Genomic DNA, 13397 nt, shown 5'->3' on the forward strand with positions numbered 1-13397 from the left:
ATTTTGAATTTATTTACTAACAGCCCGGCCTTGTTTCGCCTGAGTCATTCCCATGCAAATTGAAAGCTTTCAGCGCAACTTCCAGAGGCATAAGCGCATCCTTGATCGCAAAGACTTCCTGTTTAGCGTGTCAAAAAATATGCTTAAAAAAGAGCATCCTCCACAAGTTTATGACTTGATCCATAACTTTATCCTTTGTCTGACAAAGACTCAGACCAATCGCAGACTGGTCTGAGTCCATATCTGATCAGATCTTACACAACCGTCTGCGCTATAAAGCAGCCGGCTCTTGAGCAGATTTAATGGTCTTGTTTACCTCTTTTTGGGGTTTTAGTTAGGTTTGGGATGAAAACAAAATAGTCGTAACCTTTTATAATTCTTTCCAGCTCCAAATCCTCTACTTTAAGCTTCTTTTTAGAGATTGCTTGTTTCAAGGGCCTTAAATCATAGGCATACCAATTGTCATCTTTTACGACGGTTAAGAAAGATTTATATTGATCTAAATCAGCCAATGTTTCACCTTCTTCCTTTCCGATGAGCATAATGTGTAATGACTTCCGGTAATTTGCCTCTTCAATATTGGAAACCAGATTGCCAATATCGAATACTTCCATTAAACTCTCTCCTTTAGGCAGGTGATTAGCACCAAATTTGAAAAGATTCTTCTTGTCTTTCCATTCAGGGTATTTTTCAAAAACCAGGTGTTTCATGTATTGAATTCTTAAACGATGAATTCGATTTAAATATAGTTCCCTGCTCAATTTTAGTGCTTCAAGCTGCTCTTTCTCGTTGGCTGATAAATTCAAAGCACTCAATGCGTTCATTTTTGCCAGAAAATCGTCAGAGAACAAATAGAATGTGGTGTTCTTTTTTGTGTCATAAGCAGCGGAATTAGCGATCATCTGCTTATAAATTTCTTTTGCCTTAGCATTTTTGGATTGTTTACTTAATTCGGTAAGCAGTAACCGGTCTGAAAATAAACTAATTTGATCAGCTCCATATAGTTTGATATTCTGCTGAATTATGTTTTTGAATAAATCAAATTCAGCTTCACCTTGTAAAAAAGATAAAGCTGAGCCTGATTCATTACGGAATTTGTCAAGTTCAGCAGGTGACAAAGATTTAATTTTTGTTGATATTGTGTTGATTGTATATGGATCAATTTCCAGAATATAGTTGTCGAACTTAATATTATTGATCATCGCATTTGTGAAGTAAGGGACCTCATTGGAGAAATGTGACTCGCCTAATAACACAGAATTGTTTTTGCTGATTTCATCCAGTAGGGTAATCCATCCTTTGCCTTCGAAAGCGTTGTTATTGTTTTTTTTAAAGGTGGAGTAGTTCTTTTGAATTAAACTATCCATTAATGTGGTTTGTGCGTAACTAAAATTGGCAATAAACAGGGTTAGAATTAGTAGTTTGATTTTCTTCATATCTTTTTTTTAGAAAGATACAATAAATCGAATTTATCACCTTGATGAATTTATGTTCAACAGATTAGCAGCAACCTCTTCTGTCCGGATTTCTCTTGTGGTGCACGGTGAAGACAAGGAGGAACCTGACTTTCAGGATGATCAACTGCCAATCTCCATAGGTGACCAAGGCCTAAGCTTATTGGGTGTGCATCAGGTTTAGCTTGATAGTGCAGATCAAAGAAATGTTCACTTAAGAATGATTCAAAATCTTCCTCTGCTCCATCATATATTTTTTCGAGTTCAACACGTATTTCTGGAATAAGTATTTTCTTTGTGCCTTGTGAGTTTGGCAATATTTCACTTGACTCGCCATGGTAAGTGCATAAAAAGGTATCGGTTGGTATGGGAGAGCGATCTACATGAAAAGAATAAACATCGGTTGGAAAAAACGGGTAGGTATCATCCCGATCATAGTAGCTGATCACATTGAGTATTGGCGATGCACCATGAGCTTCCAATACCTTCAAATCATTGAGGAGAATTTCGCGGGCAAGTTGCCCTTGTTCACTCAACTGAAGCGCACGAAGTTCCTCTTCTTCAACTGTGGTTATATTTTCGTTCAGCGCTATCTTTTTAACAATTTCAGAAAAATCACCTTTTAGTTCGCGAGTCCAGCAAATCGCATTCATTTCCCCACTAAATGGCGTAGACACAAGATCCTGAAAATTCGTAACGCAATGAATCTGATTCTCAGCGTAAGATAAATCTATCATAATACTTATATAAAATCATTTTACAATAAAGTATAGTAGTAGTGACAGGTTAAGTCAGGACAAATACTGATTGAAAAATTTTTGATAAAGATAACAACAAAGCTTGTAACACCCTTTATCAATATACCAGGAAAAATAAATGTGAAATATTTGTAACGTAGTCAAAAAATTGGTGTCTATTAAAAAATAAAAAAACGCTATGAAATCTTTTTCCTTTTCAGTTCTCTTTCTATTGTTTTCTTTTTATATCCATGCGCAAGAAACCAGCCCCTTTAATACTGGATTCGAGGAAACTCTCCCCTCAAAGATCATGGGACAAGAACGTAAAGTTTGGATCCATATTCCCAATAGTAACGGAGGAAATAAAATCAAAGACAAAGGACATTATCCTGTAATTTATTTATTGGATGGAAGTGAAAATTTCAATACCGTTGTTAGTATTACAGAGCATATGAGTGAATCAAGCCTTTGTCCGCCAATGATTGTAGTTGGAATCCTGCCTTCAAACAGAGTGAGCGATTTAACAATTGGTACTGATAAGGAATTACCCGGAATTGTTGGAAAGGGCGAAAAATTCATGTCCTTTATCGAGAAAGAACTCATTCCCTATATCGATGCAACTTATCCGACCACAACTTATAAAACATTTATTGGTCATTCCCTTGGTGGTTTAACAGTCATGAACACTTTCCTGCATCAACCGGATTTATTCAATTCTTATGTTTCTCTCGATGGATCATTATGGTGGGACAATCAAAAAATTGTGAAAGAAGCAAAAACGATTTTACCAGATCAGAATTATAAAGGCAAAACATTATTTATGGCTATGGCCAATCGTATGGAAAGAGGAGTAGATACGTTAAGCGTTCGAAAAGACACAAGCGGGGCTACAGCACTTATTCGCAGCAATTTAGAACTCATTAAAGACCTTTCTAAAAACAAAAAAAACCAATTACATTTCAAATACAAGTATTATGAAGATGACAATCATCCTTCTGTAAGATTGATCGGAGAATATGATGCGCTCCGATTTATCTTCGACTTTTACAAGCTTAAAATTTATGAAAGCGAATTAAGCAATCCTGATTTCAAATTAGATTCATTGTTAGTCTCACATTATAAGAACGTCTCTGAAAAAATGGGTTATAATATTAAGCCGGATGAAAGCCAGATTAATAACCTTGGATACAAAATGATGGGTACTAAACAATTCGCAAAGGCAGAAACTTTATTCAAGCTCAATATTACTAATAATCCCAATAGTGGCAATTGTTATGATTCAATTGGTGATTTTTATCTTGAAACCAAGGATAAAACTAAAGCTATCGAAAATTTCAAAAAAGCTTTAACGTTGAAGGCAATCCCTGAAACTAAAGAGAAGTTGCAGAAGTTATTAGCAGAGGAGAAAAAGTAATTTAAGAAATGATTACATCTGGTTTATTTTAACCAATTGTGTACTTTCAAAACTGCATCTGCAAATACTTGTGGTTCCTCTTGTGGTACATTATGGCCTGCATCTGCAACGATATGCTCATGCAGCCCAATAAACATTTTAGCATGTCCGGATGTTCCACCTGGTTTGAGCGGATCAGCCTTGCCGTCGATCGTTATACTCGGCACTCTCACTTTAGGCTTTTGTGCCAGGATGTCTTCTAGTGGCTGTAATGCTGGATCACCCGCTTTAAGGCCATGCATCCAGCGGTAAGTATGTATAACAACATCAACGAAATCAGGATTTTCAAATGCTTTTGAAGTCCGCGCAAATGTCTCTTCATCGAATCGCCAGTTTGGTGACCATTCGTTCCAAAGCATCCTGGACAATTCGTAACGATTTTCAGTGAGACATTCACGTCCGCGTTCTGATTTAAAAAGATGCTGATACCAACAGACGCGCTCGAGTGATGGTGTAGCTGCATGCCTTTGCCCGCTCACATCTACGATGTCATAGCCCGCATAGGACACAAGGCCGCCAATTTGCTGTGGCCACAGTGCCGCAGCTGTACAGGATGAATTACCACCCCAATCAAAACCCCCGATTATAGGTCGATTCAAGCCCAAAGCATCGGAAAGTTCAATGATATCAGCACCACGAGCGGCTTGCTGTCCGCTACGCATAGTATCTGCTGAAATGAAATGGGTTTCTCCGAACCCGCGTGTAAATGGGGCGATGACCCTTGCTCCTGCTTTGCTAAGGATTAACGCAACTTCATTGAAAGCATGAGCATCATAAGGGAATCCATGTGACAGCAGCACAGGCCAGCCGTTATCCGGGCCATGTTCAAGGTAGGCAATTTGTAAAGTATCGGTCTCTATGGTTTTCATTGATTGCTTATCCATCAGCTAATTCACTTATTTTGATGATTAAATTTTCAAATATAACAGCAGCTTAGAGCTTAAGTTTCAGATTATTGGATTCCTGAAAGTTGTAAACAGGGTAAAACACTTGTTAACTTATTGATGTTCTAGCAGAAATTTTATAATAAAACAATCTTATGAGAATCAATCTATTAAAAACCCCTGCTGCTATTTGCATTTTAGCGATAACGATATCGGCTTGTACCAGCGGAACAAAAACTACCAAAACTACAACAGATTCAACTGTCACGGATTCTACAAAAGTTACAGGTATCAAACCAATGGGCCCGGCCCCGGAATGGGGTAAAACAATTAAACCAGAAATGCAGGCAGTAATTGAAAAACTAGCCAGTTATGGTGACAAACCTATAGAATCACTAAGCGCAGTTGAGGCCCGTAAAAACCATACTCCAACTGACGCTGTAATGGATTTAGTAAAAGAAAACAACATTAAAGTACCAGAGGCGATGGTTGACACTGCCGGAAAGGACATTGATGTTAGTGGTGGAAAAATTCACTTACGCGTTTATACACCGAAATCTGGTAAAGGGCCATTCCCGTTAATTGTTTATTATCACGGTGGTGGTTTTGTTATCGCAAACCTGGATGTTTACAATGCATCGGCACAAGGTTTGGCAGAACAAGTTGGGGCAGTTGTTGTAGCTGTGGCTTATAGATTAGCACCGGAAAATAAATTTCCTACTGCACATAATGATGCATTTACTGCTTATGAATGGGCCGTCAAAAATGCTTCCAGCTTAAAGGCTGATCCAACTAAAATAGCCGTTGTAGGTGAAAGTGCAGGTGGAAACCTGGCGGCAAATGTCTCTATTATGGCAAGGGATAAACACATGATGATACCTGTGCATGAAGTTTTGGTTTATCCAATTGCGCAAGCCAATATGGAAACAGAATCGTACAAAATGTACGCGAATGCAAAACCTTTAAATAAAGCAATGATGGCTTGGTTCACCGGAAAGTATTTACCAACAATGGCCGAAGCCAAAAACCCAAAAATATCACTGGTTAACGCGAATTTAAAGGGGCTGCCGCCAACCACAATTATTACTGCAGAAATTGATCCACTAAACAGTGATGGAATTATGCTGGCAAATAAACTTTCTGCTGCGGGAGTAAAAGTAAATAGCAAAAATTATGAAGGCGTTACGCATGAGTTCTTTGGAATGGCAATTATAGTTCCAGAAGCCAAACAAGCACAGGCTTATGCAGCTGAACAATTGAAAGCTGCATTCAAATAGAAAAAATATCTTTATAAAAATGCCTCCATGATTAGACTGCCCCCAAAAAGTCAGATACTATTTGGGGGCGTTTTTTATGAGGTAACATGCTTCAGTAAAAATTAAATATTTCAATTAGTTTAGGGTATTTTAATAGTTTTTGCAGTCTCCGCAAATATTTATTAGTACTTTACTGCTGTAGAATTATTTCTACTAGCAATTAGAAATAATTCTACCGAACGAACGAAACTTATCTATTAGATTTAATCGTCATATTAGCCATTTATAAGTTAGTCAATATCATTCGCCTTTAATAACACGTCTCAGCATTAATTTTAATTTAACCAAATACTATTAATCCAACTTATGGATAGCTCTTTAACTATTTTAATTTTTTTAGGAATATTTTTTTCTTTTCCAATAATTCTCAGACTCCTTTTCTGTAAAAAATCTAAATACAAAGTAGCTAATATCTTACTCGCTACCGCATTCCTTTCAATTGTCAGTTATGCATTAAATCATTTTCTTTTTATAACTGGTTTAATTGTATATGTCCCGATCTACTACAGAATTGCAAAACCATTTTATTATTTAATTCCTCCTTGCATATATTTATATATTATATTAATTAGTTCACCTGATAAACCACGTTTTTTTTGGTGGCATTTCCTTCCTGCCGCCCTCATGCTATTAGATATTGTACCATGGATCGTCATTGGCGGCAATGAAAGATATCAAATCGTTAATTCAATTTTAAAAGATCCTGCCAAAGTATTTGAAACCGCACATAATTTATATCCTGTATGGATTCATTCTGTATTAAGGCCAGCGCAAGGGGTAATATATATTTGCTATTTGACGATTCATCTGCAAAAAATGAAAGATGATGAAAAATACAAACTAAATGATACCAGGTATAAGGACTATTATCAATGGGTTTTAGTACTGGTATTTTCAGAAATTGCCATGTATTTGTCTTTAACATGCCACACCATAATCACTTTTATGAATATTGATAACAACGGAATCAGCAAGCTTGCGATTTATCTTCCGGGAATGTCTATGTGTGTTTCTTTTATTTTCTTATGTAGCTATGTATATACACATCCATCGTTGACATGTGGGTATACGCCAAAAATAAAAAAGCCGGCAATTGATGATTTTAGTCCTGAAGTTTCAAAGACTATCTATCCTGTTTTTTCAGATGAAGCGCTGTTAGTTTATCAAAATTGTATTGAATTCCAATTAAGAGACAATTATCTATTTAAACAAAAGGGCCTAACATTTCATCAACTGGCTAAGTATTGCAGAGTCCCTAAACATGCCTTCTCATTTCTTTTAACAAATGTCTATGCTATGCATTTTAATAATTACATTAATGAATACAGAATCTGCTATATTATTGAAAGGCTCCATAGTCAGGAATGGAAGGAACTAACTTTAGAAGGTTTAGCACATGAAGCGGGTTTCTCTTCAAGAACAACATTTTTTTTAGCTTTTAAGAAGAAAATAGGAATGAGCCCAACTTTGTATCTGCAGAAATTCAATAAAACACAACTGGCTATCTCGTCTAAAAAATCTGATTAAGAGGATTTAGATGTTCGCATTCTATCCTTTTTGTTCTGATAAGGCCCAATTGACTACTGGTATTATTGATTACGAAACATTTTCACTTTGTTTGGAATGTTAGGCTCCTCGCCTATCTAACTATAAAAACAAAGCTTATGCAAGATTACTCTCATTTACCTGAACTTAAACGCCAGTTGTTAATCAAATCTTGCATAGAGATTATCAAACCCTCAGACTGCAAAAATATTTCAAGAGAAATATTCAATTGTTTGCATAGAAATATTAGTACGACAACACTTAAAAGATTTTTTGGTCTCGCTGCGCAAAATCATAAGTTCTCACTTTTCACTGTCAATACGCTAACTGATTACGTCAACTGCAATAATTCTGATCAGCTTGTGAATTCAAAAGTTCAAATGAAAGAAAAGAATTTGCTCTTTATCAAAGGCTATATTGTGTATGATAAAGAAAATCTAACTTCTAATTCAAAGACCCCTTTAAATTTTTATATCCGAAGAGCAGAGAAGATGAATATCTTAAATCATCTGAAAGATGTTGATCAAAGAACCCACAGTAAATTAGTAATTGTCTTAGATGTTGTAAACAAATTATAGCTGTACAGTTTCGTTCACCAAAGTTCGATAATGAACACCTTAATGTATCTTAGTACTCAATTACTGCCTCTATAAGCGCTGTAAGAACTGTCTTTACTTTGGCATGTTGATTGGCTTGTCCAGGTAAATTGATACCAGACTAAAAATACATTATGCTTAAAAACTACCTGAAGCTTGGCTTTCGTAATCTGATCAAACACAAGGCATCTTCATTTATCAATATTTCAGGGCTTGCATTAGCTGTAGGATGTTGCTTAATGGTTTTCGAGTATTCTTACTGGGCCATGCACCAGGATGCTTTCAATTCCAAAATAGACCATCTGTTTGTTATTGAAAGAGTAACTGAAAAAAATGGGAAACAGCAATATCATGGTGATGCCCCGTCTCCCCTGGGCCCTGCACTTAAAAATGACTTCCCTCAGGTTAAAAATGTGGCCCGTCTAAGTTATAGTAGTGTAATCATCAAGCAGAAAGATAACGTATTCAGGGACAAGATTACTTTTGTTGATGATGATTTTTATAAAATGTTTGACTATCCGGTAAAATGGGGTGACAAACAACATTTTACAGATAAAGATGGTATTGTCCTGACTTCAGAGTTATCGGAAAAGCTGTTCGGCCATAGTAATGCTGTTGGAAATTCATTGGTGATTACTTTTAATGTGGACGGCCGGACAATAGCAGAGAACTTTATAGTTAAGGGTGTTTTCAGTAAATATCCTGCTAATGCATCATTCAGTTTTTCTGCGCTTATACCGCATTCCAGAATGGTTTCTTTAGGAATAGACAAAACCGGTGATTGGAGTCAAGCTGCAAATATCACTTTTATAGAAACTGCTGATGTAATGACGTTGTCATCCATCAGGTCTGAGGACAAAAAATATCTTAAGCTTTATAACGCAGCACATCCCGATGATCAGCTCACTTCTTTTCATTATCAGGCGCTAAAAACAATGAACTTTCATTCTTATAAGGTAGCCAGAAATTACTTCAGTACAATGGAACCAATCGGCTTGATTATGCTTGTTGTAATTGGTGTCTCTATTTTATTAATGGTCTATTTCAATTATATAAATATCACTATAGCATCAGCTTCCAGCCGCTTAAAAGAGATCAGTGTCAGAAAGGTGATGGGCAGCAGCAGAAAACAAATTATTTTTCAATTTATCATTGAAAACATTATAATTTGTACGATTGCGGTATTTCTTGGGTTATTTTTGGCTGAAATCTTCTTTTTTCCATGGTTTAGTTCAATTTCAGGATTTGAACTTGGTCCGGGGTTCTTCTTAAACTTCCGCACCTGGATAGCAGCGTTGCTTCTGATCTTTGTTTCAGCTTTAAGTGGAGCTTTGTATCCTTCATTCTATATATCCGCATTGGATACGGTAAGTATGATGAAGGGAAATACCAAAATGGGCAGCAATAATCGTTTCAGGAAGGCGCTGCTCGGTATTCAATTCTTCCTTACTTTTATCTCCATCTCTATTGCTATTGCATTTATACAGGAGACCAAACAGATCAAACATAAACCATGGGGCTATCAGCCCGAAAGCACTGTTGTAGTCAGCCTGGATAATGGGTCTTCTTACCAAACTCTTAAAGAAGAACTGAAACGGAGTAAAAGTATAATAGCTGTTACAGGAGCCGCTCAGCCTGTTGGTAATTATGCTAAAGAGATTTTGATTAAAAACGAAGGAAAAACTGAACAGGTTAAAAGCATCAGTATATTACCAGGTTTTATAAATCAGTTAGGAATGACAGTTACTGAAGGCAGAGATTTCAGCGAAAAAAAGTTGACTGATCAAAAAGATGCTGTAATTGTAAATCGGGCCTTTTTAAAAATGATGAACTGGCCGAAATCTATTGGAAAAAACATTCTCTATAATCATCATAATTACTCAGTTATTGGACAGGTAAATGATTTTCATTATGAAAGTTTTGAATATAAGGTTGCACCTATGGTATTCATGAGCGCCAACCCTAAAGATGTGAAGTTCGTTTATGTTAAGAGTTCATCCAATCTATTTTCAAATGCGCATGAAGAAATCAAAAGCACCTGGCAGAAGTTATACCCCAACCTTCCATTCGATTTTTATTACCAGGATCAGGTGTTCAATGAATACTTCAATGGCTTTTCCACAATTTCAGCTGTGTTAGCGGTGACTTCCCTGCTCATGACAGTGATATCAATCTCTGGGGTTTTCGGCCTGGCGCTTATTATTTTAGGAAAAAGGATGAAAGAAATTAGTGTCCGTAAAGTTTTAGGCGCCGATATCATTCATATTATTTACCTGATATACAAAGAGTTTTTATTTGCTTTGACCACGGCAATTATGGTGGGCATACCACTTTCTTTTTTCCTGACAGACAGCATGTTCAATCAACTATCCACCAATTCTGAATTTTCATTTTTACCTATTGGATTAGCAGTCATCGCTTTAATTTCCACGACTTTAATTAGTGTGTCATGGCATATATTCAAGGCGAATCAAGCTAATCTGTCCAAATATTTAAAGCAGGAATAAGATTTTAAAAATATGATAAATTTCAATTTCACTATTTGCGTACTGCTTATGGCCTTGGGTGTCAGTGCACAGCAAGATCCTGAAAAGCAATTAAAAAACACGTCCTGGGTTCAACAGGGTTATGGCAGATGCTTAAAGATTGAGGATTCTACCTATACTTACTACAATATGAATAGCATGAGCTGTAAAGCGCTGGCGGAAGGTAAGATAAATGGAAGATTTACAATTCTGTCATTGAATAAGGATGCGCTCGTCCTTAACCCTGGTGGAATTGTAAATTATACTTTTAAACGGGCTGATTCATTGCCTCAGATGTGTACTCACGTAGACAGCGCTACGGCTTCTTATGAGGAAAACTTCAAAGTTTTCTGGGAGACCTTCAATGATAATTATGCATTTTTCAGGGAACGAAATATAAATTGGAAACAGGTTTATGAAGATTACCTGCCAAGGGTAAAGAAAATAAATTCTCAAAAGGAACTAGCTGATATCTTATTAGAAATCGTTAAAAAGATAGGCGATGGCCATATCAGATTAGAAATTCCGGATGAACTGAAAACAAAAGCAGCTGTAGGAACTCCAGTAATCAGGCGAAAAAAGGATGACATCATTAAGGCCATACAAGACAATTACTTAGTCGATAAGCACGCTTATAATAATGGGGTGATCAGTTGGGGAAAGTTGAAAGGTACAAGGATCGGCTATCTCATGATTAAGGATATGAATGACTTTTCAGCTTATGTTTCTTCTGTTGAGCAGCATCAGCCCGATTTTACAAAGAAATATGATCAGGTTAAAGATTCCAGGTTACCTCTGATGCAATTTGAAGATGAGCTCAACGGTGTCGATCAGGTCATGAAAAAGATCATGTCTGATATTGGGCAGTCTGATTCAATAGTTATTGATCTTCGTTTTAATGGTGGTGGACTGGAGACGGTAGCTTTGAGGCTTCTGAGTTATTTTATTGTTGAAAGTAAACACGTTCTTTCTGTGGAAGCTAAAACTGTTCAGGGTAATACGGCGAAACAAAAATATATTTTGCAGCCAGCAAATTCTGCCTATCAAGGTAAAGTCTGCTTACTTTTAAGTGGTCAGACAGCGAGTGCGGCAGAAATTTTCGCCTTAGCTGCTCAGCACTATCCGAATATTAAAACAATGGGTACAAGAACTGCTGGTATCTTCTCAGAGCTTTTATGGAAGGAGCTTCCCAATGGGTGGGAGTTTAGTTTATCGAATGAAATTTATACCGATAGTAATGGAAAAACTTACGAAGGAATTGGTGTCCCGGTAAGTGATGAGCTTAATTATTCAAGAAATCGACTGGATTTCTACAATAGTTTTTATAGCGGAGATCGTTTTACAGATAAGGCGATGGATCAGATAATGCGATGGGTCAGATAAGGAAATAGATCATATAGGTTATAAGAAGACCTCTGAATAGTATTCAGAGGTCTTCTGTTTAGAATTAATTAGTTTCCATTAATTATCTGTCATTAATTTATTCAAAGAAAGTTCATCCGAAGAAATTGGCCAGATATATCCATTTTCGGCAGGAGCTTTAGATGGTGCGCTTCCTTTGGCTGGAATAGTAAGCAGTAACCTTGTTAGATCAGGGCCTCTTAAGCCTTCACCCAAAAACTCTATTCTTCTTTCCAATATTAAAGCATCAGTAAATGCAGCAACAGATGCGGGAGCAATCACTGTAGTTGCATCTGAGCGCTGACGTACTGCATTAATTAACAATAGCGCTTGTGAATCAATTGAATTTGAACTGCGTACCCGGGCTTCTGCAAGGTTTAGCAACACTTCAGACCATCTGATTACAGGTACCCAGTCTGTATAAGGGCTTGGCGCTGTGAACTTAGCAATATATTTCTTACCATCCGCTTTGTTAAAGATGAGGTTCCTTCTCAGGTCAGTTGCTTTCCACCCTGTATTAGCCAGAATTCCAGTTGAATTCAAAGAATATTCTGTTGTTCCGGGCACACTTGCTGTCATATAAAAATAAGAAGCTAAGGAGTTTTGAGTACCAGGATTATCCAGGGGAATTGCGGAAGAAGTCATTGGCAATGAAAATACAGATTCGGTAGTTGTATAGGTTTTAAATACGGAAGCAAGGTCAGCCTGCATTTCATTAGGGACACCACTTGTTGCTTTGAAAGGTGCAACAGCAGGAACTATTTTATTGGCTTCAGTGATTACTTCTGCATATTTGCCCATGCTCAGATATACGCGGGTTTTTAGCGCAATGGCGGTATTACGATGTGCTCTTGTTACATTTGAAGTCGTATTTGTTAAAGACAAGTTTGTCTCTGCGAAATTTAAATCTGCAATAATCTGATCGTATATCTGCGCTACAGTACTCCTGGCCAGATCGGAAGATCCTTGAGCTGTAATCCCTGTTAATCTAAGCGGCAATCCAGGTTTATTCCCATTTCCATCTAAGTAAGGTCTTGCAAAAACCTGTAATAAGCTGTAATAAGATAAGGCTCTGATTAACCTGGCTTCAGCAATATATTTGGCGGTCGAAGGAGCACCTACTACTGCTGTCCCCTTTTCTGTCATGCCGTCAATGAAGACATTACATCTGTTGATCGTCAGGTAACCTTGTGACCATAGTGTTTTTACGGAAGTTGCACTGTTCGCAACATTCATACTCCATACATCTGATGCGGTAACCAGGTTACTGGTTTCATTGATAAAGTCTTCTCCTCTTAAATTTCCGTAAACCACATACCTGCCACCATAGAAATTTCCATGTTTTAAAGATCCATACAGAGACAATGCCTGATTTTCGATACGCAGTGGTGTATCAAATGCATTATCACTAGCAACAGTAGTTTGAGATATCGGGTTAAGGAGTTCCTTCTTGCAGGCACTTGATACTAGCATAAAGCTATATATT

Annotated in this window: 10 protein-coding genes; 6 read left to right on the forward strand and 4 right to left on the reverse strand. The window is 37.0% G+C overall.

Going from position 1 to position 13397, the window contains the following annotated elements:
• Positions 1-299: 299 nt before the first annotated feature.
• Both ABIB30_RS22290 and ABIB30_RS22295 read right to left on the reverse strand, forming a co-directional pair.
• On the reverse strand, positions 300-1436 hold the full coding sequence (locus ABIB30_RS22290; protein ID WP_354305266.1) for a hypothetical protein: 1137 nt from the start codon (positions 1434-1436) through the stop codon (positions 300-302).
• Positions 1437-1492: 56 nt separating this feature from the next.
• Positions 1493-2191 carry a DUF1826 domain-containing protein gene (locus tag ABIB30_RS22295; RefSeq protein WP_354305267.1) on the reverse strand — a complete coding sequence of 233 codons (699 nt, stop codon included), beginning with the start codon at positions 2189-2191 and terminating at the stop codon, positions 1493-1495.
• Positions 2192-2390: 199 nt separating this feature from the next.
• On the opposite strand from ABIB30_RS22295, the gene ABIB30_RS22300 reads away from it, so the two are divergent.
• Positions 2391-3605 carry an alpha/beta hydrolase-fold protein gene (locus ABIB30_RS22300; RefSeq protein ID WP_354305268.1) on the forward strand — a complete coding sequence of 405 codons (1215 nt, stop codon included), beginning with the start codon at positions 2391-2393 and terminating at the stop codon, positions 3603-3605.
• Between the two features lie 23 nt (positions 3606-3628).
• On the opposite strand, the gene ABIB30_RS22305 is transcribed toward ABIB30_RS22300, so the two are convergent.
• A complete protein-coding gene (locus ABIB30_RS22305) occupies positions 3629-4513 on the reverse strand; it encodes an alpha/beta fold hydrolase (RefSeq protein WP_354305269.1) in 885 nt (294 codons plus the stop codon).
• Positions 4514-4683: 170 nt separating this feature from the next.
• On the opposite strand from ABIB30_RS22305, the gene ABIB30_RS22310 reads away from it, so the two are divergent.
• The 5 genes from ABIB30_RS22310 to ABIB30_RS22330 all read left to right on the forward strand — a co-directional run bounded on the left by ABIB30_RS22310 (position 4684) and on the right by ABIB30_RS22330 (position 11893).
• A complete protein-coding gene (locus ABIB30_RS22310) occupies positions 4684-5805 on the forward strand; it encodes an alpha/beta hydrolase (RefSeq protein WP_354305270.1) in 1122 nt (373 codons plus the stop codon).
• Between the two features lie 345 nt (positions 5806-6150).
• Complete coding sequence (locus ABIB30_RS22315; protein ID WP_354305271.1) at positions 6151-7371, forward strand: helix-turn-helix domain-containing protein; 1221 nt, start codon at positions 6151-6153, stop codon at positions 7369-7371.
• Positions 7372-7508: 137 nt separating this feature from the next.
• Complete coding sequence (locus tag ABIB30_RS22320; protein ID WP_354305273.1) at positions 7509-7967, forward strand: hypothetical protein; 459 nt, start codon at positions 7509-7511, stop codon at positions 7965-7967.
• Between the two features lie 152 nt (positions 7968-8119).
• On the forward strand, positions 8120-10492 hold the full coding sequence (locus ABIB30_RS22325; protein ID WP_354305274.1) for an ABC transporter permease: 2373 nt from the start codon (positions 8120-8122) through the stop codon (positions 10490-10492).
• Between the two features lie 12 nt (positions 10493-10504).
• Positions 10505-11893: a S41 family peptidase gene (locus tag ABIB30_RS22330; RefSeq protein ID WP_354305275.1), complete on the forward strand. Its 1389-nt coding sequence runs from the start codon at positions 10505-10507 to the stop codon at positions 11891-11893.
• 78 nt (positions 11894-11971) lie between these two features.
• Here ABIB30_RS22330 and ABIB30_RS22335 read toward each other — a convergent pair whose 3' ends face one another.
• A complete protein-coding gene (locus tag ABIB30_RS22335; RefSeq protein ID WP_354305276.1) occupies positions 11972-13384 on the reverse strand; it encodes a RagB/SusD family nutrient uptake outer membrane protein in 1413 nt (470 codons plus the stop codon).
• Positions 13385-13397: the final 13 nt, after the last annotated feature.

This window comes from Pedobacter sp. UYP1, assembly GCF_040547305.1.
In the GTDB taxonomy this organism is placed as follows: Bacteria; Bacteroidota; Bacteroidia; order Sphingobacteriales; family Sphingobacteriaceae; genus Pedobacter.